Origin of the sequence: Prodigiosinella aquatilis (genome assembly GCA_030388725.1) — a bacterium.
GTDB lineage: Bacteria > Pseudomonadota > Gammaproteobacteria > Enterobacterales > Enterobacteriaceae > Prodigiosinella > Prodigiosinella aquatilis.
Genome location: CP128857.1, coordinates 1,316,860 through 1,341,064, shown reverse-complemented (window position 1 = coordinate 1,341,064; position 24,205 = coordinate 1,316,860). Strand labels below are relative to the sequence as shown.

Here is a 24,205-nt window from a genome sequence, read left to right as displayed (position 1 = left end):
CATTATAAAATAATTACGCCGCCGCATTTAATAGACATCTAGACGGCTAAAAGTGATAGCATATTGGCATGAGTATTAATCAATGACAAGGGAGTAATTTTCACATTGCATGAAATAAATTCATCTTTCCGTGACAAGTATTCATGAATGTATAGCGAGGTTGGGTACCGCAAACAACACCGAGCAGCAACAACGTAGCTGCGGCGGCGTGGATAGCGGATTTCATCAGGTATTTAAGTCAGGCTAACGGTTTAGCCGTATTTTGGTTCAGGGCGAAAGACACTATCAACCGGTTTGGCAGGGTAAACATAAAGCGAGAACCAATACCTTCTTCGCTAATAACTTCCAGCCTGGAGTCATGATGGCCAAGGGCGTGTTTCACGATAGCCAGTCCCAGTCCGCTACCCCCGGTCTGGCGGGAACGGGCTTTATCTACACGATAAAACCGCTCGGTCAGGCGAGGTAGATGTTTGGGGGCAATACCCGGCCCGTTATCGCTCACCTGAAACTGTGCGCCCGATGGCGTCTGTTGCCAACACACCTCAATACGGGTTCCCTTCGGCGTATGATTCACCGCGTTATACACTAAATTGGAAACCGCGCTGCGCAGCTGATCTTCATTACCGAACACTTTTAATTGTTCATTAACACGAAAAATGATCTCATGGCGCCCTTGACTCAGCGTCTCCGCTTCACGCTGTAACACCCGCAGCATCAGCGGAATGTCCACTTCCTCGCTCAGATCGATAGCGGTTGCCGCCTCGATGCGGGATAGCGTCAACAGTTGTTTAACCAGACCATCCATCCGCCGCGTCTGCTCCTGCATGGTATTGAGCGCTTTTGCCTGTAAAGTGGCATCCAGCGATTCATCACTCATCATTTCCAGATAGCCTTGCAACACTGTCAATGGTGTACGCAGCTCGTGACTGACATTAGCAAAGAAATTACGGCGGGCACCTTCAAGCTGACGCATCTGCGTCACGTCGCGAGCCACTATCAGCAGTTGTCCCTCTGAATAGGGCATCACGCGGAACTCGACATGGTACGAATTATTCAACAGCAACATCAGCGGCCCACTGAAGTCCCGTAACTGCATATATTCGGTAAATTCAGGATAACGCAGTAAATTGAGAATATTTTGACCATTATCCTCTGGCCAACGAAATCCCAGTAGATGCTGGGCCAACCGATTACACCAGATCATGGTGCCTTCTTCTGTGGTGATCACTACCGCGTCAGGTAGTGACTCAGCGCCGCTGCGAAAACGTTTGATCAACAGAGCCAGTTCGCGCCGACGTCGACGGTTGCGCAACTGCATCTGATAAAGACCATAAAACAGCGGTTCCCAACTCCATCGACCGGGAGGTGGCGTCATGCTGCGGTCAATCCACAGCCAATGAGAGAGTTTAAGCTGATTGTAAAAATTCCAGAATAAAGCCGCCAGAACAAAGACCAGAAGAAACCAGGGCAGATAACCAAAAATCAGCCCAAGCAACAAAGCAGGAGTACAAAAAAAAGCCAGCTCCAATGCCAGCTTTTTCCAGGATAAACGTTCTAGCACGTTAGAAAATCTCCAAAACTAACGCTGTCAGTAACGCGTCGAGAAACGATAACCGGTTCCACGAACGGTCTGCACCATTTTGTCATGCCCACTGGTCTCCAGCGCTTTACGAAGACGGCGGATATGAACATCAACAGTACGATCCTCAACATAAACGTTAGTGCCCCAAACATGATTCAGCAACTGTTCACGACTATATACCCGTTCAGAGTGCGTCATAAAGAAATGCAGCAATTTAAATTCAGTTGGCCCCATATCCAGCGCGTACTCATCCGTCGTCACTCGATGTGAAGAAGGATCAAGGCTTAACCCGCGCATTTCAATCAATTCATCCACCGCCATGGGTGAAATCCGACGCATCACAGCCTTGATACGCGCTACCAGTTCCTTGGGGGAAAATGGTTTGGTAATGTAATCATCTGCACCAACTTCAAGCCCACGTACCCGATCTTCTTCTTCTCCGCGCGCGGTAAGCATCATTACCGGAATATCCCGGGTCAGTGTTTCACGTTTCATGTGCTTGATGAATTGCAAGCCTGAACCGCCAGGCAGCATCCAGTCAAGCAGAACCAATTCAGGGTATGGTTCAGTCAGCTGGTTTATCGCGCTATCATAATCTTCCGCCTCAACTGGCTGATAACCGTTCTGTTCCAGCACAAAGCACACCATCTCACGGATAGGCGCTTCATCTTCCACAACCAAAATACGTCTTGCCATCGTTAATCCTGCCATTAATCATCGCTATTAGCGTGCGGAATGCATTATGCGTCACTTTTGTGACAGATTTATGAACAGAAACCTGCCCCCGGATACACTCTTCTGGTCTGATTTAACCTGACGTAATTACTACTATTCTTTGCGACAGCACTAAACTGACCACCTATAATCGCCGATGATAACTATTACATACCCCATCAGCAGGGAGTTTCATGCGAATTATTCACACTTCTGACTGGCATCTTGGTCAATATTTTTATACCAAGAGCCGTGCCGCTGAACACCAGGCCTTTCTATGCTGGTTGATTCATCAAGTTCAACAACACGATGTGGATGCAGTAATAGTAGCAGGTGACATTTTCGATAACGGAACCCCGCCCAGCTATGCACGGGAGATGTATAACCGTTTTGTCGTGGATTTGCAGCACACCGGTTGTCAGTTGGTGATACTTGGCGGAAACCATGACTCAGTGGCCACGCTGAACGAATCCCGCTCCCTGCTGGCCTGCCTGAACACGCAGGTCATTGCCAGCAGCGATAACGATATTGACCGGCAAGTGCTGGTACTGAATAACCGTCAGGGGGAACCGGGTGCCCTATTGTGCGCCATTCCTTTCCTGCGTCCGCGCGATTTGCTAACCAGCCAGGCTGGCCAGTCTGGTGCAGATAAACAGCGAGCGCTGCTGGACGCCATTGCCGAACATTATCAGCACTGTTACCAGGTTGCCTGTCAGCGACGTGATAAGCTGGGATTGCCGTTGCCCATCATTGCCACTGGTCACCTCACCACTGTCGGTGTCACGACATCGGATTCAGTACGTGATATTTATATTGGCACGTTGGAAGCCTTTCCAGCTCAACTCTTTCCCCCTGCCGATTATATTGCCCTCGGGCACATTCACCGCCCTCAACGAATCGCAAAGACCGAACACATTCGTTATAGCGGCTCCCCCATCGCATTGAGTTTCGATGAGTTGAATCACGAAAAATCCGTTTATCTGGTCACATTTGACCAGGGATCACTCCACACTGTCGATACGTTGACCATCCCAGAAACACAGCCGATGCAGTTGATCAAAGGCGATTTGATAGAAATTGAACGTCGCCTGAACGGATTCAGGGAGTATCAGGGAGCATCGCCAGTCTGGCTGGATATTGAAGTCGCCACACAGGACTACCTGAATGACATTCAGAAACGGATTGAAGAACTGACGGTGGGGCTACATGTTGAAGTGCTGCTGCTGCGCCGGGCACGAGAACAGCATTTACAAATGCTGATACAGCAGGAAAAAGAGACACTGAACGAACTGAAACCGGAAGAAGTCTTCGAACGGCGCCTGGCGTTGGAACCCGACCTGGAGACACCACGCCGGCAACGACTTCAGACACTGTTTACGCAGGTCATGCATGACATCGTACAGGATGAACACCGGCAGGAGGACAAGGTATGAAAATACTCAGCCTGCGTTTAAAAAACCTCAACTCGCTACAAGGCGAGTGGAAAGTTGATTTCACTCGCGAACCTTTCGTCAGTAATAGCCTGTTTGCCATCACCGGGCCGACCGGTGCTGGTAAAACCACACTGCTCGACGCCATCTGTCTGGCGTTATATCACCAGACACCGCGGCTGAAAGTGACACCTACTCAGAATGAACTGATGACGCGACATACCGCTGAGTCGCTGGCCGAAGTTGAATTTGAAGTCAAGGGTATTGCCTATCGGGCCTTCTGGAGTCAACGTCGGGCCCGTAATTCACCGGAAGGGAATCTACAACCACCAAAAGTCGAGTTAGCTCGGTGTGCCGACGGCAAAATTCTGACAGAAAAGATCAATGACAAGCTGGCGATGATTGCCGATATCACCGGCCTTGATTTCGACCGGTTCACCAAATCCATGCTGCTATCCCAAGGGCAATTCGCCGCTTTTCTCAACGCCGATGCCAACGAACGGGCAGAATTACTGGAAGAACTGACAGGTACGGAGATTTACGGCCTCATTTCAGAACGGGTATTTGAGCAGCATAAAGAAGCACAGATTCAATTGGATACATTCCGCGCACGCGCCAGCAGCATCGAATTGCTGAGTGATGAACAGCGTGCGGAACTGGAACATCAGTTGTCAGCACGACAACAACGAGAGCAGTCACTGAGTCTACAACGTGATGAAATCCTCGCACATCAGCGCTGGTATGAAGCACTGGCGCAATGTCAGCAGGCACTCACTGCCACGCAACAGCAGCGCAGTCAGGTAGAGCAGATGCAACAACAGGCTCGACCACAACTGGAACGACTGGCGACAGGTGAGCCAGCGGAAAAATTACGTCCTCTTTATGATACGCAAGAACGATGTCAACGTGAAAAAACGTTACTGGCCCAGCACATTACCGACTTGACTGACCAGTTGACCAACCAGCAATCCGTCGTGGCTTTACTGAAATCACAAGCCGAAAAAGCGATAGTGGCGCAACAGGAGCATGCCGATTACCGTCAGCAACAGGAAACCCTGATCAACGAACAAGTCCTACCGCTGGACCACCATATCGCCACGCAGCAGGAGCAACGCAACCGGTATCAGCACGCGCTAGAGCAGCAGCGTAACCAACAGAAAGCCGCTATCGGCAAGCTAGAGCAATTACGTCAGCAGTATCACCAAACCCAGGAACGGTTAAGGCAAATTGACATTTACCGACAGCAAAACCTGATGTATCAACACTGGGGAAGCCATATCCCGCTTTGGCAGGCCCAGTTCCCACAGCAACGGAAACTATTACAGGAACTACTGATACTACAGGACAAACTTGCACAACAGCAGGAGCAGTCAGAACATCTGCAACGTCAACAGGTGAAGCTCATCGAAAAACGTGATGCACAGCAGACCGCCACCGGACGAGCGCAGCAGTTACTCGAGCAACATCAGCAACGCCACCAGCAACAGGAACAACAGTTGCCAGTAACAACGCTCCAGCAGCAGCTTGTCCAACTCACCACTCAGCGACCGCAACGGCAACAACTCTCGACCAACGCCACAGTCCTGCACCGATTATCCAACCAGTATCAATTGCTGGATGCACAGCAACAGGCGTCTCAACACCGCATCGAGCAGTTGGAAGCATTACAGTTACGACAACGTCAGGAGTATCAACAGCAGGCCCAACACCTGATCGATTTAGATAAACGCTATGAACTGGAACAGCGGATTGCCAGTCTGGAAAACGAACGGAGTCAATTACAACCGGGTAAAGAGTGTCCATTGTGTGGTTCTACACATCATCCGGCAGTTGAACGCTATCAGACACTGCGCGTTTCAGAAACCCAGAATCGACTGCATGCCCTACGTCAGGAAGTGGAAACACTGAAGGCGACGGTGATACAAACAGAAACGCAGCTACAGTTATTACAGCAACAGCGTCAGCAACAACAAACTGCACTGTTAAATGTTTCTCAGGAACATGAGGCACTCCAACAGGAATGCCAAATGCTAAGTGAACACTTACTTGTAAACTTCAACCCACAGCAGCCAGAAACACTTACCACCTGGCTGGAACAGTGCGATGAGCAGGAACGATCACTCCAGTCCCAGATTACAGAACGAGAGCAAAATCAGCACCAGGTACAAAAAAGTAAGGATTTACTGACCGCAGCCAATCAGCTATTGCAACAAACGGAACAGCAGATGGCGTTGAATATCCAGCAACAACACATGCTGGAAACCACGCATATCGAATTGCAACAAACACGAGAAAAGGCCGAGCAGGAGCAAAATCGCCTGCACCAATCTATCACGCAGTCACTTATGCGCTTCGGTCTGCCAATTCCCGATACTGACGAGCAAGAATCATGGCTTGGTCAACGTCAGATGGAGTGGCTGCGATGGCAGGAGAACGAGCACGAACAACATCAGCAAACCCCTCTATTATCGTCACTGAATACCGAAATTGAAGGTGATGAACGGCGTTTGCGTGAAATAGACGAAGCCATCAAAACACAACAACAGCAATTGACGGAAACGACGCAGTCGCTGGAACAAGCTCAACAGACCCGCTGGCAGTTATTCGGTAACAAACAGGTCGGTGACATTCTTGGGCAATTGCGTCAGCTCAGTCAGAAGCATGAACAATACCGTCAGAAGTCTCAGGCACAATGGCAGCAAGGACAGTCTGCGTTCAGCCGTCTTAGCGGTGAAAAAGGCAGTCTGGAACAGCAATATCAACGAACTCAAACGGCTTATCAGCAGGCGGTACAGCATTTTGATACCGCGCTGCAACAAAGCCAGTTTGATAATGAAGACACCTTTAAACTCGCGCTGTTGGATGAAGCCGAGCGTAACCAACTTATGGCGTTGAAAGAAAAAATCAGTCAGCGACAGCAGCAGGTTGAGGCACTGTATCAGCAGGCGGAACTGGCGCTGGCACAGCACCTGGCCAGAAAACCGGATTCACTGTCAGAAGACATTAACCCGTCAGATATCAATCAAACGCTCGCTGGATTGAGCAATGAGCTTAAAACCGAGGTTCAACGACAAGGAGAGTTACGTCAACAACTGGCCAGTGACCAGCAACACCGACTCAAACAACAGGTATTGCTGGATGATATTACCAAAAGCCAGCAAGGATGCGACGACTGGGGTTATCTTAACTACCTGATCGGCTCGCAAAAAGGCGACAAATTCCGCCGTTTTGCCCAGGGATTAACACTGGACCATCTGGTCTATTTGGCCAACCGCCAACTTTCACGCCTGCATGGCCGTTATCTGCTGCAACGTAAAGCCTCTGACACGCTGGAGTTACAGGTAGTAGATACCTGGCAGGCGGACGCCGTTCGGGATACGCGAACCTTGTCCGGCGGGGAAAGTTTTCTGGTCAGTCTGGCGCTGGCGCTGGCGCTCTCCGATTTGGTCAGTAACAAAACACGCATTGACTCACTATTTCTGGATGAGGGCTTCGGTACGCTGGATGGCGAAACGCTGGATTCCGCGCTGGATGTACTGGATAACCTGAATGCCTCTGGCAAAACGATTGGCGTAATCAGTCATGTTGAGGCGATGAAAGAGCGAATTCAGGTACAAATTCGGGTAAAAAAACGCAATGGTCTGGGCATCAGCCAACTCGACAGTGAGTATGCGGTGAAATAACAACTTGCGGGCCACGATATCCCCAATGCCGTGGCCCGATGCAACACTCGCGGCACGAGAAACGACGACATACGCTGACCGTGAATCCGTTATGAGACTATTTTATCTTACTTTCCCCCAGCGCAATTCGTTATCATGCGCACTGTGAATAAAATCGCGTGTCTTCACCACACGCCAGCCTGGGATAACATAAATGCTGTGGTTTAAAAATTTAATGATCTATCGCCTGAATCGCGATATCAGCCTGTCAGCGGATGAGATGGAAAAACAGCTGGCCGCCTTTGCCTTTACACCGTGTGGCAGCCAGGATATGACCAAAAGTGGATGGGTTTCACCGATGGGTTCCCATAGCGACGTATTTACTCATGTTGCCAACGGCCAGATTATTATCTGCGCACGCAAAGAAGAGAAAATTCTACCCTCACCAGTCATTAAACAGACCTTGCAGGAAAAAATTGAAAAACTGGAAGGCGAACAACACCGTAAACTAAAAAAAACCGAAAAAGACGCTTTAAAAGATGAAGTTCTGCACAGCCTGTTGCCTCGGGCTTTCAGCCGCTTTGGTCAAATCTGGTTATGGGTAGACACCGTCAACAATCTGATTATGGTTGATGCCGCCAGCGCAAAAAAAGCCGAGGACACACTGGCCTTACTGCGGAAAACCCTCGGTTCGTTACCAGTAGTCCCGTTAACAATGGAAAACCCGATCGAACTCACGCTTACTGAATGGGTGCGATCTGGTGAGACACCTGCTGGTTTTACACTCCAGGATGAGGCAGAACTGAAAGCCATTCTGGAAGAGGGTGGCGTTATCCGTTGCAAAAAACAGGCACTGGTCAGCGATGAAATTGCTGCCCACATCGAAGCTGGCAAGGTGGTGACCAAATTGGCGCTGGACTGGCAGGAGCGAGTACAACTGGTACTGTCCGATGATGGTTCGCTCAAACGACTGAAATTTTCCGATATGCTGCGTGAACAAAACGACGATATAGACCGGGAAGACGCGGCACAACGCTTTGATGCGGACTTTATCCTGATGACTGGCGAGTTGGCCGCGTTGATCAAAAATCTGACGGAAGCCTTAGGTGGCGAAGCCCAGCGTTAAGAACGTTGGTGCGTAAAGGCATCCCGCCGAATAATCCGGCGGGGTGAGTGGCGTTATGACAATTACAGTTTGAAGTGTCCGATGGTTGAGGTTAGTTCTTCCGTTTGAGATTGCAGCGCTGCGGAAGCCGATGCGGATTCCTGTACCAGTGCGGCATTCTGCTGCACCATCGAATCCAATTGCGCCACCGCTTTATTGATCTCCTGAATGCCGCGCATCTGCTCCTCAGAAGCTTGTGTTATTTCAGACATTACTGTGGTCACAGTAGAGACACCACTCACTATTTCATTCATGGTGTCGCTGGCCTGACGGACCTGTCGAGACCCTTCGGTAACACTCTCTACCGTCGCTTCTATCAATGTCTTAATTTCTTTTGCCGCCTGCGCGCTACGCTGTGCCAGCCCGCGAACCTCAGACGCCACCACGGCAAAACCGCGACCTTGCTCGCCGGCACGCGCGGCTTCCACCGCCGCGTTAAGAGCCAGGATATTAGTCTGGAACGCAATACCATCAATAACACCGATGATATCGCCAACCTTACCAGACGCGACGACAATCTCATCCATCGTGACGATAACATCGGATACCACTTTACCGCCGGTACTGGCATCACTCGCCAGTGATAGCGCACGAGCATTGACCTGTTGAGCGGATCCTGCCGACTGCGTCACGGTAGCAGAGATCTCTTCTAACGCCGCAGCCGTCTGCTGCAAACTCGCTGCAGAGGCCTCAGTTCGAGAGGAAAGATCGTTATTCCCGGCAGCAATTTCACCTGTAGCCACTTGTAGCGAGGCACTGATATCCCGGATTTGCAGCATGATCATGCTGAGTTTATCGATGAAAGTGTTAAATGAACGGGCAATCTGCGACACCTCATCATGACCGTCATCCGGCAAGCGAAGTGTTAAGTCATTGGTACCACTGCTGATGTCGTCCATCGCGTCACGAACTTGCAACAAGCGCCTCAGCGAAGAATTAATCAGGAATCCCACAATCAGTGATCCCAGAATTGCAATCACCACCAGCGTACTCACCGACGTCCACAACAGTGAATGCATTCCGGCCGTAGCTTCTTTTTCATCCAACGCCACCAGCATGTACCAGTCAGTCCCCTTGACCACCTGAGCACGTACCAGTTTATCACTGCCACTGATCACAACATTCACCGGATGTTCCGCTTTTAGCACCTCACTCAGATTGATGCCAGGTGCAATATCCGCGATTTTCTTCAGCGTCAGTTTCTCATCAGGATGTGCAATGATAGTACCATCCGCTTGAATCAGAATGCCGTAGCTGTCAGGCGTGGGATGGATGGATTTAACATTGGCAATGACACTTTGCATCGTCACATCGCCGCCCAACACGCCTTTCACCGTACTGCCATCCAGCACTGGCGCAACAAAAGACACGACAATCGTGTTGGTCGCCATATCCAGATAAGGTGCGGTGACAACCGGTTTGCCCTCACGTACCGCCTGTTGATACCAGGGACGGACTGTCGGGTTATAATCGGCAGGAATATCACCAGGATCGGAGAACTTCGCTGTCTTGTTGGCATACCCCATATAAACGTTAATAAAATTTCCTGCGGCAGCCATCTGCTTGAAAGTAGGAATCGGGTGATCATTGGTCAGTGCAACATTATTCAATGATGCAATCATCTGTTTTTTGGACTCAACCCAGTCCCCGATGGCGAGACTATGGCTTGATGTCACTGCTGTCAGAAGGTTATTGATGGACTCTGTATTGTATTTGTCCGTCACCCGATAGTTAAAAAAGGTATTAATAGCCAAGGAGAGCACAATGATGGTCGTACAAACAGCCAGAATACGTGAACGTGTCGTTTTAAGCATAGTTAACCACTTATGAAATGATTATTTATACCCGCCATCGTTCAAGTTGCAGATGTATTGGCTACGCGTTCAGTTACCCAGCCCATCTCTGGACCTCGCCCCGTTGGGGCAGTTGTAAGCGGCGTTCAAATCTGCCCTTGGCAGAGTTGTCACCCTAGCCACTTACCTGAGTAAGCTCATCGGGATGTTCTCGTTTGCCGCCTTTCTGCCACTCGAAGTTTATTGGGTATGTAATCATGCTGATTATTTTAAATAAAAACCCAGATATTCCATTTTGTGAGAGCAACAATATTCCTGCCAAATTCCCGCTAACCCTCATTTCCCCAGAAGACTTGATTAAAAGATCTGTCCAAAAGGAAAAATCTGCTCAAAGAGAATAAGAGAAAAATCAGATTAATCTCACAGAAAAAATACAACGACTTGCATTTATTTTATAGAGTTTTAATTTATTTTTTAATATAAGAAAATATTATGAATTAGAAAAAGTGAAAGGATGTACTAAATATTCAATAAATTCAATGAATTATTGAGTCCTCTCTCATGCTATTCTCCTGCATCTTGAAATCTATTGAGTATCAAGGTGTATAAAAACAGGAGAGTATCGGCTAATAACATTTCATTATTAGCCATCATAAGAAGAGATAATTACGTACCGTGATTACAAGTATTTGCAAAGATAGGATGAATTTTCAGATACCTGTAAATTGAATTCACTTTTAGCCGGTACGAAAAAAGACTCACCGGGCATAAAAACCTGCCAGTCCGGCGAACCGGGCAATAATACATTTAAGGCGCCGCTAATGACTGTCATCTCTTCAGCCTGACCGGTACCAAAAGTATACTCCCCTGCTGCCATCACGCCGACACTAGCGCGGCCAATGCTGCCGCTATCAAATCCAATTGATTTCACTTTCCCTGAAAAATATTCATTTACATTCAGCATAGTGCGCTACCTTTTCGTCAAAAAGTCGATAAAATTCATATTAGAAGGAGAAAAGGCTGGCTGTCACGATTTATTCTGCGAATTTGTGCAGCCACTGGCATTGTCTCACGCTATCGGTAAACGCAACGCTTGTATTACATCGGTCACAATGGATGGCAATGATTGTGTGGCATCAATCCTGTAATGAGCTACATCCTGATAAAACGACTCACGCTCCGCCAGAACTTCCGCTATTTCTTCAGCGATCGGTCGCCCGGTTAATGTAGGCCGCTGATGTGCCTGTGGACTTTCTTCCAGACGTTGAACCAGCGACGAAGCTGGCGCATACAGATAAATAACCATACCCTTTTCACGCATGAAACGCCGATTCTTCTCTAACAGAACCATGCCGCCGCCAGTGGCAATAACCCGATTCGGCATCGTGACTGCCTGCAATGCTTCACTTTCCCGACGACGAAACTCTTGCCATCCTTTTTGAGCTACGACATCGGCGACAGTCATATGACTGGTCTCCTGCATAAAAATATCCGTATCCACAAAGGTATAACCAAGAGTCCGCGCCAGTTCACAACCAACCGTGGTTTTACCGCACCCTCTGGCACCAACCATAAAAATGGGCTGTGTCATCTAAAGATGTATCCTTATTTTTCTCTCAGGCCGGTCACCAACGAAGAATGTCGTTGGCCATACCAGCTGCACAAGCCTCAAATCATACAAGTAAAATTCATTAATAAGGAAGACTCTGGTGTGGTAATGATCGGGAAAATCATCGATATTGATGCCTCCAGTGCCAATTTCCGCACTTTTTTTGCTGAAAGCAGGCAATTGAGAATAATTAATGATGATATCAAATTATTTTCTGGCCTTCGAAAAAGAAGTGACATTATAGATATGGATTCGATGTTCTGGTGATAAACGCAGGAGACGATGTCCTTTCATAACCCCATTTTCGACGGCCAAAGAGGTCCCGTCACCTCGACGACATGGAGACACGTTTTATGACTATGATTCCCGAAATCCCAGTGGAACGATTCGCCGCCTTTTCGAATGGTGATCATGGCGGCAACCCCGCAGGTGTTGTGATCTGCAACACTTTCCCTGATCCCTCGGTCATGCAACGTCTTGCCGCCGAGATCGGTTATTCCGAGACAGTGTTTGCGATGCCTGATAGTGGTGACTGGCGTGTTCGTTACTTCGCACCAGCCATGGAAGTGCCTTTCTGCGGTCATGCGACGGTCGCGCTTGGCGCAGCATTGGCGACGAGACAGGGAGACGGACACTTTCGGCTCCAACTCAAAAACGGACAAGCCGCCGTCGAGGGGCGCACATCTGGTCGTTTGACGTGGGCTACTTTACAATCCCCGTCAACAACGATGAAGATTGTGCCACCCGTTTATCTTTCGAAAGCCCTTGATTTATTCGGCTGGTCAAGTACTGATCTCGACCCGCACATCCCACCAGCGATTATCAATGCTGGCGCCAACCATCTTCTGCTGGCCCTCAATAACCGCGAAAGCCTGCGTGACATGACCTACAACCTTGATGCTGGCAAAACAGTGATGGATGCTGAATCACTGGCGACGATCATGATCGTTTTTTCCGAGACAGCCCAGCGCTTCCATGCGCGCAATCCGTTCGCTGCTGGCGGCGTCTACGAAGATCCAGCGACAGGGGCTGCCGCTGCCGCCTTGGGGGGATATTTACGGGAAATTCATTGGCCCCATGGCGGTAACATCACGATCATACAGGGCGAAGACATGGGCATTCCATGCCAACTCGATGTGGAAATCACGGATACCCCCGGTGCCAGTATTCGGGTCGGTGGCTGTGTCCGGAGGCTATGATATGCAAATAAAGATAAAGATGCCGTCATGATCATCAACGCTGGCGACTTTAATAACCCCCAAGTCGTAGAACTTCTTCACCTTCATTTGCAGGGTATGCACGCTAACTCCCCACCCGGCAGCGTCTTTGCGCTTGATCTGTCCGGCCTGAAACGGCCGGATATAGCCTTCTTCACCGCGTGGGAAAACGACCAACTGCTTGGTTGCGGTGCATTACGCGAACTGTCGCCGACCCACGGCGAAATCAAATCGATGCGAACCGATCCTGCACACTTGCACAAAGGTGTGGCTGCGAAAATACTCACGCATCTGCTCGCCGTCGCCCGTAGCCGCAGATACCAGACAGTAAGTCTTGAGACCGGCTCTGGAAATTCGTTCGATCCAGCAGTGGCACTCTATTCGCGATTTGGTTTCATCAAGGGTGAGGCATTCGGGAATTATACCGACACGAACTTCAGCCAGTTTTTCCATCTGGATATGACGGCAACATAGTATCAGCGCTACTTGCTTGCAATACTGCGCGGTCAATATAGAGGCTTAATTGACGCGCAGAGAAAACCGGATCATCACGTCACTGGATTGTCCGGGTTGTTACTGACGTAATCCAATAGCCAATCGGTTAAACGCGCTCATCAGCGAGATAACAAAGCAAAGATCTGATATTTCCTGGTCACTGAAGTGTCTTTTCAGCGGCTCAAATGCCTCGTCAGGCGCATGGGTATCAGCGACGTCCGCCAATGATTCTGCCCAGGCAAGAGCGGCCTGTTCGCGATCACTAAAATGATGGCTTACCCGCCAGCCGGCCAAGCTATCCAATTTCGCTTCTGATACGCCACCGGCACGCAGCAACGCTGCATGCATTTCCAGACAATAAGCGCAGCCATTGATCTGCGAAATCCGCAAATTAACCAACTCGATCAACTGATTGCCAAGAGAACTTTTCTCTAGCGCTTTCTTTGTCGTAAGGAAGCCTTGATAGGCATCAGGCGAAAGCATTTTATAAGGTAGGCGAAGGGTATTGGTATTCATGGGTATTCTCCATAGAGTAATGAAAGTGTTGGTCTCTTGCCCAGATGTCGTCAGACGGGCAAGCTAAAGTGCAAACCTTTTGCCAGCAGTCCCTGACGAAAATAAAAACGCTGCGCCAACACATTAGCCAGGCCGGTATCCAACACCAGATGCGTACACGCCAGGCGTTGTGCTGTCTGACGAAGTTCTTCAATGATCTGTCGGCCGATACCGTAACATCGTACCTTCGCCGTAGCCGCCAGGTCATCAACATAGATAAAGCGGCCATACAGTAAATTTTCCAGCAAGCGATAGCCGGCAAAGGCCACGACCTGATCTTCCTGCCATGCTGCAAGCATTCGATAGCCCTGCCGAATCTGTCTCGAAACTTGTTCAACAAAAACGTCTTTGCTGATGAGACGGGGTCTCAGTTCTTGTGCGACAACAAAACAGGCCAGGCAATCACGTTCGGTGTCAATATGGCTTAAACGAATAGTTTCCATAGCGAAACTCCTTGTCAGAAGTGTTGCCATGTTAGAAAAATAATGGCCTATTCAATAGATACAAGAATCGATATTCTCAATAGGCCATGAAGATGGATTTTAGTTATCTCACACCGCATCGAGAGCAGGCAGTACCGATCTATTTACAGCTGTATCGCCGCTTTCGTGATGCAATCACCGAAGGCAAGTTGAATCCAGGGGAACGGGTGCCGTCAGTACGCAGCCTTGCCAGCGAACTGAATCTGGCACGCGGCACCGTCGAAACTGCCTACCAGATGCTAAGCAGCGAAGGCTATTTCATATCCCGAGGCCCCGCCGGCACCATTGTATCGCCACAATTGACCCGGTTGCGCAACGTGACTACGCAGCCCACATCGAAGAATAGCGGACGACAGTCTCAAGCCGAACTATCTGGGCTCAAGGCATTTCAGCCAGGATTACCCGCATTGGATGCCTTTCCTCGCAAGACATGGGCGCGACTTGCCGGACGCCAATTACGCGCCATGAATGCAACCGTCATGGCTTATCCTGATCCAATCGGATATGAGCCGCTGCGCCAGGCAATTGCCGTTTATCTAGGTATTTCCAGAGGTATCGATTGTACCCATGAACAGGTTTTCATCACGACTGGTTATTGCAATTCACTGGACCTGATTTTTCACACGCTATTGCAAGTGGGCGATACCGGATGGTTCGAAGAACCCGGTTATTTATTTGCCAGACAATATCTCGAACACACTGGAATGCGCCTTGTTCCCGTGCCCGTGGATGGTGAAGGACTGATCGTTAGTGCTGGCCTGCAAAACGCGGCTGACGCTCATTTTGCTGTTGTCACGCCGACACATCAAAGCCCGCTGGGTGTTGCCTTGTCGTTACCTCGACGACTGGCCTTGATGGAGTGGGCCAGTGCCCGGCAAGCCTGGATTATTGAGGACGACTATGACAGTGAGTTTCGTTACTGTGGTCGGCCACTTCCCGCCTTAAAGAGCCTGGATCAATATGGTCGTGTCTTGTACACCGGAACGTTCAGTAAAGTGCTCTTTCCCGGGCTACGCCTTGCCTATCTGGTTGTACCAAAAAAAGAGATAAAAAAATTCCGGGAGACAGCAAACCGACTTCAGTGCAATAGTTCCATTCTTACACAAGCAACGGTTGCTGATTTCATGGTTCAGGGGCACTTTGCCCGCCATCTCAGGAAAATGCGCGCGCTCTACGCAATACGGCGTCGCTATCTGATCGATGCCTTGGTTCAGGTATTCGGTGAGAAATTACAGATCTCTCCGTGGGCAAACGGCCTTCATGTGCTGGTATATCTTAAAACAAAACATAGCGACGACATCCTGGCCTCATTGGCGAATGAGCAGGGACTGGCAGTGCAAGCGTTGAGTAATTGGTCTATGTGCAAAGGCTCACCGTCAGGGCTCATGTAGTCCCCCCTGAATTTAGTCTTACCGCACAATGGAGTTCTCTGGTTAAAATACAACCAACGGAGGCTCATCATGAAGAAAGCGCGTTTCACTGAAACTCAGATCCTACGTGTTCTGAAAGAGGTTGAAGGTGGTCGGCATGTGAAGGATGTGTGCCGAGAAAACGGTGTGTCGGAAGCCAGCTATTACAATTGGAAAGCCAAATATGGTGGCATGGAATCCTCTGATATCAAACGAATGAAAGAGCTGGAAGAGGAAAATCGCCGGTTAAAGCAAATGTACGCATCCCTTAGTTTAGATCATGAAATTCTTAAGGATGTTGTATCAAAAAAACTTTAACGGTGCCTGAGAAGCGTGAGCTGGTGCGTTACGTCATGACGGAACATCAGGCCAGCGAACGACGCGGGTGCCGGATTATCGGTATTAGTCGAAGCCTGTTGCATTATTGCCCGAACACGGCGCGGGATCTGCCCGTGGTCGAGGCATTACAAAAACTTGCACATCAGCATCCGGCCTATGGTTTTGGCCTTATGTTCAATAAGTTACGTCAAGCAGGATTATCGTGGAATGCAAAACGGGTTTACCGGATCTACCGATTATTAAAACTGAACCTTCGGTGTAAAGGAAAAAAACGCTTACCTAACAGGCATCCACAGCCGTTGGTTATTCCGCATAAAATGAACCACTGTTGGTCAGTTGATTTTATGAGTGATGCCTTGATCGACGGGCGGCGATTCAGGTTATTTAACGTCGTCGATGATTTTAATCGGGAAGCGCTGGCAATCGAGGTTGATTTGAATATACCAGCTCATCGCGTTGTACGCATCCTGGAGCGGTTAAGTGCTGAAAGAGGCTATCCGGCATTTATACGCAGCGATAACGGGCCAGAACTTACAGCCGCTGCTTTAGCTGAATGGGCAGAGTTGCACGGCGTGATACTCGATTTTATTCAGCCAGGCAGGCCAATGCAGAACGGATTTATTGAGCGATTTAACAAAACGCTACGAACAGAAATACTCGATATGTATCTGTTCAGAACACTGTCAGAAGTCCGTGTGCTAACAGAAGACTGGCGCGCAGAATATAACGAAGAACGTCCGCATAGCTCACTGGGTGATATGCCACCCGTTATCTATGCGAGGCAAAAACTGGCCGGAGATCCTCATTGGCGGTGGTACTAAAAACCGGAGGGACTACACTCATACTGGGCTTTACCAATCTCGCCACACCGGAGCAGGCCCTGGAAAATGTGCTGCGCTTAGGTAAAGCGTTGGGGAAATTCTAGCCCTCATCCTTAAGCCAGGAGAGGCTTATCTTTGACAATACCGGGATAATGGAGCAGGTCACTGCACCCCGCATCAGATCAATTCGTTGATGTCATGATAAGCCGCCAGATCAGGGACGTCCCCCGATGGGGTTCAAACTGGTTTCGTCTTGTCGGGTTCTAACCGATCATCAAGCACTAACTGGAAAAAGGCGAGATCGAGCCATCGCCCAAATTTTGTGCCTACTTGCGGCAGCAGACCAACGTCCACAAACCCGAGTTTACGATGCAGTTCGATCGAGACAGTGTTGGTCGCCTCAATGCCAGCCACCATTACATGTTTGTCAAGGTCACGAGCGCGCGCAATCAGCGCGTTCATCAGTACCTTACCTGTCCCGTAGCCGCGTCGATCCTTATGTACATAAACGGAATGCTCCACCGTATGGCGGTAGCCGTCGAAAACACGCCAGTCACCGAAGGAGGCATAACCGAGTACGGAATCCGCATCATCGACAGCCACCAGCACCGGATAGCCCTGACGGCGCCTGTCTGCGATCCAGACTTTCCGATTATCCGCGTCGACCGCCTTCTCGTTCCAGATCGCAGTGGTGTTGAGTACAGCATCGTTGTAGATCGCCGCAATACTATCGGCATCATCATCATTTGCATCACGTATTTGCATAGTTCTCTCCGGATCATCAATATGGTTAAACGTGCCGCCAATCCACCAAAATGAACAGACTAACGGCAGAATGGTATGCCACCCCACCTCACCAGTCTAATAAATTAGACATATGAAAATAATATTCTGCAAAATTAACTGAAATATACCAATAAAACGCGCTACCCATCGGTTGAAAACACGACATTCGTCCACTATAGTATTACTCAGAAAACAACAAGGAGAATACCATCGACAAGCGCATCGGTACTCGCATCAAGATGGAACGGGAAAGTCGCGGCTGGTCATTAACCGAGCTTGCTGAGCGCTCGACCGTATCTCGGGCCATGATTCACAAGATCGAGCGCGGTGAAAGTAGTCCGACCGCAACGCTGCTCGGTAAACTTTCTGGCGCTTTTCAGCTCAGTATGTCAACACTCATCGCACGCGCCGAGTCCCAACAAGGCCGCCTGCTCCGCAAGGCCGATCAACCGGTCTGGACCGACCCACAGACGGGGTATCAGCGCCGACACATCTCGCCGGACTCAGACATACCGCTCGATCTGGTTCGCATCGAGCTGCCAGCTGGAGCCCAGGTTCCCATGCCCGCGTCCGCTTATGCCTTTGTGCGTCAAATCATCTGGATTTTGGAAGGTACGTTGGTCTTTCTGGAGGGCGATACAAAGCATGAGATGTCAATCGGAGACTGCCTCGAACTCGGACCGCCATCAAATTGTACCTTTCAGAACGAAAGCAATAAACTCTGCGTTTACGCGGTCATCGTCCTGCATAGGACATAACCAATAATAGCGTCGCCAGGGTCGGATATTGTGGGCTGTGAGCATAGACAAATTCGACCAGCCAGCCTCAGCGTAGATCAACCCAATTCGGTTGCTAATCACGGCACAAAGCAAAAACCCCGCCTAAAAGCAGGGTTGGACAATACAAATCAGCGGCAATCAATAGGTGTGGAAATATTCCTGAATCACTGCCGGATTCGTGGTTTTAGTCAATGCCAGCATCAGCAGAATACGAGACTTGGCTGGGTTAAGTGAATCAGAAACCAGGCCGGGCTGGTTAGCATCCGGTGGCACAATACCATTGCCAGTCCGGGTGGAACGAACCACGATAATACCTTTACTTTCAGATTTACGAATACCAGCGTCACTACGTTTGGAAACGGATCCCGCGCCCATGCCAGCGTAGACAATCCCCTTCACGCCATGCGCAATAGCGCTGTCATACATGTATTCCGGGTCGTCCTGATAGCCATAGATAATATCCACTTTCGGCAGCGATTTCAGATGCGTCACATCGAATACAGAACGAGTGGTATGGATTTTGTCCAGTCGATTCTGATAGTAGATATGACCACCAATAATCACGCCCAGATAACCCTCTTCCGGCGCTTTAAAGGTATCCAGTGTAGAAGCATTGGTCTTGCTGATAAAACGTGCAGAACCGATACGATCATTGAGTACCACCATCACACCACGACCACGTGAATTCTTGTCTGCCGCGACTTCCACTGCTTCAAACAAGTTCATCGGGCCATCGGCACTCATGGCCGTTGCCGGACGCATGGACGCTGCAAACACAACGGGTTTATCGCTTTTCACGGTCAGATTGAGAAAATACGACGACGCTTCCAGCGTGTCTGTACCGTGGGTGATCACGACACCATCCACATCGTCACGCGCCAATAGTTCATTAACCCGGTGACTCAGTTTAAGCAACACGTCACTGGTCATATTTTCACTACCGATGTTGGAGATTTGCTCTCCTTTTATATTTGCCATCGTTTTTAGTTCTGGCACCGCATTAATCAGGACATCAACCCCTAATGCACCAGCTTTATAACCCGTAGTCTGCGTATTAGTGGCCGCAGACCCGGCGATAGTACCGCCTGTTGCCAGGATAACAATGTTCGGCAGTTTTTCTGCCGCGTTGACCATGAAAGAAAAACAGAGGACAAGAATTACAGAGAGAGTTTTAAACAATTTTTCCATAACATATTCCAACTCATATGTCAGAGCGACAAACCAGTCAACCAGAATTCTGGGAAGGTGATTTGTCTGTTTTTTATTTTCGGTATATCCATACTGCTGATTGAATGTATCAGCATCGACGCTTATCTTGCTCCAGCACTACTAATCTGTATAGCTGATGATTGCTAACTGGAGAGCTAAGTCACTGAATGGTCAAAGTTTAGAAAACTCAGTCTTCCTATTATCGCCAGGACGTAAAACCAGATGACTCACGATTAATCAGGCATCGTCCACACCTCTTGCGCGATATTGACAATATGACGTAACTTCGCCCACTGCTGTTCCTCCGTTAACAGCGCCTCTCCGTGAGTCGAGGAAAAACCACATAGCGGACCAAGCGCCAGTTGTTGTAAAGGCACATAAAGCGAATCAGTGTTAACCGCCATTTTTATCGCTGCCGAATCTTCCAGTTCGCCTTTGTGGGGAGTGACAACACCCAGCACCACCTTTTGATGGGTAATATGTCGCAATAACTCCAGGCTACCGGAATAATCATCGTCATACTCCAGAAACAGGCCATTAACATTCACACTGGCTATCACATAACCAATGGCGTCATAGCCGTCCTGGTAAATCCAGGAAGGCATCGCACTTCCGCGGCAAATATGCATACTGATGTACATATCCTCAGGCCGCACTTCCAGCACCAGATTAAGAGTCCGGACACAGATATCCAGCAGATACTGGAGATCGATACCCGCTTCCTGCTCTTTTTCCCTCTCCCGTAGATCAAAGAGATAGGCCAAGAAAACGTCATCCAGCTGTAGATAACGACAGCCCGCATCATAAAAAGCCAGAATCGCCTTACGATAGGCATTGGCCAAATCGTCGCTGTAGGCTTCCAGTGACGTGTAAAATGTATTCTCCCGGATGCAGGAATGCATCAACATGGTGGGACTCGGCAACGTTTGCTTTGCCAGACTCCGACCATCAATACCAACGGCTTTATGCAAAAAACGGTAATGTTCCAGAAAAGGATGTGAAACATCAAAATCAATTTTATCCACCACACGGATATGATGAGTACGTGGCTGAACAGTATTAAAAGATTCACCACCCGTATCGTTATAGCTTTCAAGACCTTGTAAATGGTCAAAAAAATCAAAATGCCACCAGGAACGCCTGAGTTCACCATCAGTAATCGCCCGCAGGCCACACGCTTTCTGGTTTTCCACTACCCGCAGAACTTCTTCATCTTCAATTTCAGTCAGTTTGTCGCGAGACAACCTACCTTGTTCCCATTCAGCACGCGCTTGTTTCAAACGAGAAGGTTGTAGGAAACTGCCGACATGATCGGCATGAAAGGGGGGGTAGTTTTTTTTTACTGTACGGCTCATGCCAACTTCATCCTTTTCATTAACAAGCCACTGTCAGCGCATCAATGCGCTATTTTTTAACTCAACACCATCACGATAATGCGAATCTCACAATATAACGGCTAACATGCATCGTTTTCAGGTACATACCACATGCCTACGATAGCGGGTAACATATTTAAATGGTAAAGCTCAAATAACTATATCTAATCATTATTTTCGAAATCTTATTTAAATTTTCATTTTAAGCTGTAATTATTATCTTTTCGGGCGCGGTAACCGTACCAATCGCGATTAACATGCGTTCAGGGCTATATTCCGTAAAAACCTTTCGTTTTCCCGACGCAGTTCATCGGTAAGAAAATCGATAAAATAACTCAGTGCTACCGAGCGATGCTTTCCGGCCATGGTTTGTACCTGGAGTGTTCGCTGGCTAAGCTGCTCACTGTCCACCGATTTCAACGTCAAATTATCTTCTCGCGCCCGATACAACACGGAAAAATGGCTACAAGCGGTAATGGCATTCGGAGTCTGTAATGTGAAGTAGTAAAGAGCGGAGAAATTGTTACAGCTAAGCGTGGGTTCAAGAAATGTCCCGCTCATCCGACATGACAGATCAAATAGTTGGCGAATAGTGGTGCCCGAATGTGAAAGCGCTAGCGGGAATTCATGCAGATCCTCCATGTGTATTTTTTTCCGTGCCAGCGGATGTTCGTCCCTCATCAGCAGCAAAACTGGTGCGGGATAGACGGCGATAACCTCAACACCTCGTTCTGGCGCCAGACAAAACTGCAAGGCGATATCACATTCACCATTACGCACCATTTCTGAAACCTGCATAGCGGAACCCACCACCAAGTGAAACGTCACTGACGGTGTTGATTGCCGGAAACGGGCAAACAATCCTGGCAGCAGATCAAATGCCATGCCATCAGTACAGGCAACGCGCACAAACGTACGCCGTACCGCCTTCAATCCTTGAATTTCAGCGATGGCATAGTCCATATCCATCAGGCTTTTGCGCACATGGTTTTCCAGAATCTGCCCGGCATCGGTCAAAACCATACCGCGGGCATGACGCTCGAACAGCGGTACACCAATCCGCGTTTCCAACTTCTGAATCTGCCGGCTAATGGCGGAAACCGCCACGAACAATTGCTGGCTGGCCGCACTTAACGAACCCATATTCGCGACAGCCAGAAAATAACGTATTTCACTACTGTGCATGAGAATCCCCAGTCCGCCTCTTTTTTGTGCAAAGAGATTTATATTAAAAGCAATGCTTGCTTGCAATTATTATTATTGTGGCAAGGCTGAGTTTTGGTTTAGAAACCAATAAACATTAAAAAAACCAAACAGCCCCATAAGGCATGACAAGACAGGGTAACCATGACCGTTGAACAAGCCGTAAGACAAGCACTGGACTTTTTTGATAGCGGAAATTTTAAACAGATACTGGCACGGCGCGTTGCCATCGCCACCGAAAGCCAGCGCCACGATCGTAACGAGGCGCTGTACCATTATCTCAATGCTGAAATCATACCCACATTGCAAACTATGGGTTTTGAACTGCACCAGGTAGATAACCCGCAAGCCACCCATCGCCCTTTTCTGCTGGCGACTCGAACCGAAAACACCGCTCTTCCCACACTGCTTTGCTACGGTCATGGGGATGTGGTGTTCGGTGATGATGAAAACTGGAGCAACGGTCGTTCTCCGTGGCAATTGACTGAAGACGGTGACCGTTGGTACGGACGGGGCAGCGCAGATAACAAAGGCCAGCACTCCATCAATTTCACTGCACTAGAACAGGTTTACCAAGCGCGTGGTGGACGGTTAGGCTTTAACTGCAAATGGATTTTTGAAATGGGGGAGGAAATCAGCTCCCCTGGATTAGCTGAAGTCTGCCAGCAATATCGAGAACAGTTGCAAGCGGATATATTTATTGCCTCCGATGGTCCGCGTCTAAATGCAGAACGCCCTACGTTATTTCTCGGATCCCGCGGCTGCATCAATTTCCGTTTGAGTATTCATGCCCGCAACAAAGACTACCACTCTGGTAACTGGGGAGGCTTGTTAAGCAATCCCGGAACTCAGTTAGCCAACGCTATCGCCAGTCTGGTAAACCAACAGGGTCAATTGCAAGTTGAAGCACTGAAGCCACCACATTTGACTCCCGCATTGCGGGATATCCTCAGCGATATTACCCCAGGTGGCAATGCCACCGATCCTGATATCGATAGTCAATGGGGAGAAGCAGGATTAACAGCATCCGAACGACTATTCGGCTGGAACACCTTGGAAATACTGGCCTTCTTGACAGGAAATCCACAGCGCCCCATGAATGCTATCCCCGGGCACGCCACGGCTGTCTGCCAACTACGTTTTGTGATCGGAACCGACTGGCGGAATCTGGCCCAGCATCTTCGGCACCATCTGGATGCCCAGGGATTTACCATGGTTGATATTTCAGAAGTCCGAGGCACACCTGCCACCCGGTTGGATCCAACCGACCCACTGGTGAACTGGACACTGGATATCATGCGTCAGAGCAGCGATAAAAAACCGGCACTATTACCTAACCTCGGTGGTTCTCTGCCCAATGAAGTTTTTGCCGATATCCTTGGGTTACCGACATTATGGATCCCGCATTCATATCCTGCCTGCGGTCAGCACGCCGTGGACGAACATATGCTGATCTCCGTCGCCCGGGAAGGGCTACAGATAATGACCAGGCTGTTCTGGCAACTAGGGGAACAGGGAAACGATATTTTGGCCAGACACCGTGCGCACCGCGCATCTTCTGACATTCGCTGAGGTGAAC

General features: G+C 49.1%; 21 protein-coding genes. 10 read left to right on the top strand and 11 right to left on the bottom strand.

Annotated elements, in window-relative coordinates; genetic code table 11:
• Positions 1-238: 238 nt before the first annotated feature.
• Both phoR and phoB read right to left on the bottom strand, forming a co-directional pair.
• A complete protein-coding gene (gene phoR / locus PCO85_06325) occupies positions 239-1,561 on the bottom strand; it encodes a phosphate regulon sensor histidine kinase PhoR (GenBank protein WJV55034.1) in 1,323 nt (440 codons plus the stop codon).
• A gap of 27 nt (positions 1,562-1,588) precedes the next feature.
• Positions 1,589-2,278: a phosphate response regulator transcription factor PhoB gene (phoB, locus tag PCO85_06320; GenBank protein WJV55033.1), complete on the bottom strand. Its 690-nt coding sequence runs from the start codon at positions 2,276-2,278 to the stop codon at positions 1,589-1,591.
• A gap of 212 nt (positions 2,279-2,490) precedes the next feature.
• Between phoB and sbcD the strand changes: the two genes are divergently transcribed.
• The 3 genes from sbcD (at position 2,491) to rdgC (ending at position 8,514) form a co-directional block, all read left to right on the top strand.
• Entirely contained in the window at positions 2,491-3,729 is a 1,239-nt protein-coding gene (gene sbcD / locus PCO85_06315; protein ID WJV55032.1) for an exonuclease subunit SbcD, read from the top strand.
• Entirely contained in the window at positions 3,726-7,409 is a 3,684-nt protein-coding gene (locus PCO85_06310) for an SbcC/MukB-like Walker B domain-containing protein (GenBank protein ID WJV55031.1), read from the top strand. The genes sbcD and PCO85_06310 overlap by 4 nt, the downstream gene beginning before the upstream one ends.
• A 193-nt stretch (positions 7,410-7,602) precedes the next feature.
• On the top strand, positions 7,603-8,514 hold the full coding sequence (gene rdgC / locus PCO85_06305) for a recombination-associated protein RdgC (protein ID WJV55030.1): 912 nt from the start codon (positions 7,603-7,605) through the stop codon (positions 8,512-8,514).
• A 62-nt stretch (positions 8,515-8,576) separates the two neighbouring features.
• On the opposite strand, the gene PCO85_06300 is transcribed toward rdgC, so the two are convergent.
• Positions 8,577-10,367, bottom strand: a complete 1,791-nt coding sequence (locus PCO85_06300; GenBank protein WJV55029.1) for a methyl-accepting chemotaxis protein — start codon at positions 10,365-10,367, stop codon at positions 8,577-8,579.
• Between the two features lie 236 nt (positions 10,368-10,603).
• Between PCO85_06300 and PCO85_06295 the strand changes: the two genes are divergently transcribed.
• On the top strand, positions 10,604-10,747 hold the full coding sequence (locus tag PCO85_06295) for a hypothetical protein (protein WJV55028.1): 144 nt from the start codon (positions 10,604-10,606) through the stop codon (positions 10,745-10,747).
• A 278-nt stretch (positions 10,748-11,025) separates the two neighbouring features.
• On the opposite strand, the gene ppnP is transcribed toward PCO85_06295, so the two are convergent.
• Complete coding sequence (ppnP, locus tag PCO85_06290; protein ID WJV55027.1) at positions 11,026-11,310, bottom strand: pyrimidine/purine nucleoside phosphorylase; 285 nt, start codon at positions 11,308-11,310, stop codon at positions 11,026-11,028.
• 105 nt (positions 11,311-11,415) lie between these two features.
• A complete protein-coding gene (gene aroL / locus PCO85_06285) occupies positions 11,416-11,937 on the bottom strand; it encodes a shikimate kinase AroL (protein ID WJV55026.1) in 522 nt (173 codons plus the stop codon).
• 377 nt (positions 11,938-12,314) lie between these two features.
• Here aroL and PCO85_06280 point away from each other — a divergent pair, with 377 nt between their 5' ends.
• Positions 12,315-13,154 carry a PhzF family phenazine biosynthesis protein gene (locus PCO85_06280; protein ID WJV56011.1) on the top strand — a complete coding sequence of 280 codons (840 nt, stop codon included), beginning with the start codon at positions 12,315-12,317 and terminating at the stop codon, positions 13,152-13,154.
• Between the two features lie 27 nt (positions 13,155-13,181).
• Entirely contained in the window at positions 13,182-13,646 is a 465-nt protein-coding gene (locus PCO85_06275) for a GNAT family N-acetyltransferase (protein WJV55025.1), read from the top strand.
• Positions 13,647-13,745: 99 nt separating this feature from the next.
• Here the strand turns inward: PCO85_06275 and PCO85_06270 are convergent, their stop codons facing one another.
• Both PCO85_06270 and PCO85_06265 read right to left on the bottom strand, forming a co-directional pair.
• Positions 13,746-14,183: a carboxymuconolactone decarboxylase family protein gene (locus tag PCO85_06270; GenBank protein ID WJV55024.1), complete on the bottom strand. Its 438-nt coding sequence runs from the start codon at positions 14,181-14,183 to the stop codon at positions 13,746-13,748.
• A gap of 50 nt (positions 14,184-14,233) precedes the next feature.
• Positions 14,234-14,665, bottom strand: coding sequence for a GNAT family N-acetyltransferase (locus PCO85_06265; protein WJV55023.1), 432 nt, complete (start codon positions 14,663-14,665; stop codon positions 14,234-14,236).
• Between the two features lie 92 nt (positions 14,666-14,757).
• Here PCO85_06265 and PCO85_06260 point away from each other — a divergent pair, with 92 nt between their 5' ends.
• Together PCO85_06260 and PCO85_06255 are read left to right on the top strand one after the other, a co-directional pair.
• Positions 14,758-16,095 carry a PLP-dependent aminotransferase family protein gene (locus PCO85_06260; GenBank protein WJV55022.1) on the top strand — a complete coding sequence of 446 codons (1,338 nt, stop codon included), beginning with the start codon at positions 14,758-14,760 and terminating at the stop codon, positions 16,093-16,095.
• Positions 16,096-16,164: 69 nt separating this feature from the next.
• Positions 16,165-17,273 (top strand): IS3 family transposase gene (locus tag PCO85_06255; GenBank protein WJV55021.1). Its coding sequence is split into 2 segments (ribosomal slippage): positions 16,165-16,417 and positions 16,417-17,273, totalling 1,110 coding nucleotides; the frame shifts between segments, so codons are not numbered across the junction.
• A gap of 237 nt (positions 17,274-17,510) precedes the next feature.
• Here PCO85_06255 and PCO85_06250 read toward each other — a convergent pair.
• Positions 17,511-18,038: an N-acetyltransferase family protein gene (locus PCO85_06250; protein WJV55020.1), complete on the bottom strand. Its 528-nt coding sequence runs from the start codon at positions 18,036-18,038 to the stop codon at positions 17,511-17,513.
• 230 nt (positions 18,039-18,268) lie between these two features.
• Between PCO85_06250 and PCO85_06245 the strand changes: the two genes are divergently transcribed.
• Positions 18,269-18,817, top strand: a complete 549-nt coding sequence (locus PCO85_06245; GenBank protein ID WJV56010.1) for an XRE family transcriptional regulator — start codon at positions 18,269-18,271, stop codon at positions 18,815-18,817.
• A 159-nt stretch (positions 18,818-18,976) separates the two neighbouring features.
• Here the strand turns inward: PCO85_06245 and PCO85_06240 are convergent, their stop codons facing one another.
• The 3 genes from PCO85_06240 to PCO85_06230 form a co-directional block, all read right to left on the bottom strand.
• Positions 18,977-20,026: a type II asparaginase gene (locus PCO85_06240; protein WJV55019.1), complete on the bottom strand. Its 1,050-nt coding sequence runs from the start codon at positions 20,024-20,026 to the stop codon at positions 18,977-18,979.
• Between the two features lie 254 nt (positions 20,027-20,280).
• Positions 20,281-21,402, bottom strand: coding sequence for a 5-methyltetrahydropteroyltriglutamate--homocysteine S-methyltransferase (locus PCO85_06235; GenBank protein WJV55018.1), 1,122 nt, complete (start codon positions 21,400-21,402; stop codon positions 20,281-20,283).
• A gap of 273 nt (positions 21,403-21,675) precedes the next feature.
• On the bottom strand, positions 21,676-22,608 hold the full coding sequence (locus tag PCO85_06230) for a LysR family transcriptional regulator (protein ID WJV55017.1): 933 nt from the start codon (positions 22,606-22,608) through the stop codon (positions 21,676-21,678).
• A 162-nt stretch (positions 22,609-22,770) separates the two neighbouring features.
• On the opposite strand from PCO85_06230, the gene PCO85_06225 reads away from it, so the two are divergent.
• A complete protein-coding gene (locus PCO85_06225) occupies positions 22,771-24,198 on the top strand; it encodes a M20 family metallopeptidase (protein ID WJV55016.1) in 1,428 nt (475 codons plus the stop codon).
• Positions 24,199-24,205 lie beyond the last annotated feature (7 nt).

Bases quoted from the DNA above. Each gene is read 5' to 3' on its own strand.
- phoB (WJV55033.1), bottom strand. From the start codon at position 2,278: ATGGCAAGACGTATTTTGGTTGTGGAAGATGAAGCGCCTATCCGTGAG.
- sbcD (WJV55032.1), top strand. From the start codon at position 2,491: ATGCGAATTATTCACACTTCTGACTGGCATCTTGGTCAATATTTTTAT.
- PCO85_06310 (WJV55031.1), top strand. From the start codon at position 3,726: ATGAAAATACTCAGCCTGCGTTTAAAAAACCTCAACTCGCTACAAGGC.
- rdgC (WJV55030.1), top strand. From the start codon at position 7,603: ATGCTGTGGTTTAAAAATTTAATGATCTATCGCCTGAATCGCGATATC.
- PCO85_06300 (WJV55029.1), bottom strand. From the start codon at position 10,367: ATGCTTAAAACGACACGTTCACGTATTCTGGCTGTTTGTACGACCATC.
- PCO85_06295 (WJV55028.1), top strand. From the start codon at position 10,604: ATGCTGATTATTTTAAATAAAAACCCAGATATTCCATTTTGTGAGAGC.
- ppnP (WJV55027.1), bottom strand. From the start codon at position 11,310: ATGCTGAATGTAAATGAATATTTTTCAGGGAAAGTGAAATCAATTGGA.
- aroL (WJV55026.1), bottom strand. From the start codon at position 11,937: ATGACACAGCCCATTTTTATGGTTGGTGCCAGAGGGTGCGGTAAAACC.
- PCO85_06280 (WJV56011.1), top strand. From the start codon at position 12,315: ATGATTCCCGAAATCCCAGTGGAACGATTCGCCGCCTTTTCGAATGGT.
- PCO85_06275 (WJV55025.1), top strand. From the start codon at position 13,182: ATGATCATCAACGCTGGCGACTTTAATAACCCCCAAGTCGTAGAACTT.
- PCO85_06270 (WJV55024.1), bottom strand. From the start codon at position 14,183: ATGAATACCAATACCCTTCGCCTACCTTATAAAATGCTTTCGCCTGAT.
- PCO85_06265 (WJV55023.1), bottom strand. From the start codon at position 14,665: ATGGAAACTATTCGTTTAAGCCATATTGACACCGAACGTGATTGCCTG.
- PCO85_06260 (WJV55022.1), top strand. From the start codon at position 14,758: ATGGATTTTAGTTATCTCACACCGCATCGAGAGCAGGCAGTACCGATC.
- PCO85_06250 (WJV55020.1), bottom strand. From the start codon at position 18,038: ATGCAAATACGTGATGCAAATGATGATGATGCCGATAGTATTGCGGCG.
- PCO85_06240 (WJV55019.1), bottom strand. From the start codon at position 20,026: ATGGAAAAATTGTTTAAAACTCTCTCTGTAATTCTTGTCCTCTGTTTT.
- PCO85_06235 (WJV55018.1), bottom strand. From the start codon at position 21,402: ATGAGCCGTACAGTAAAAAAAAACTACCCCCCCTTTCATGCCGATCAT.
- PCO85_06230 (WJV55017.1), bottom strand. From the start codon at position 22,608: ATGCACAGTAGTGAAATACGTTATTTTCTGGCTGTCGCGAATATGGGT.
- PCO85_06225 (WJV55016.1), top strand. From the start codon at position 22,771: ATGACCGTTGAACAAGCCGTAAGACAAGCACTGGACTTTTTTGATAGC.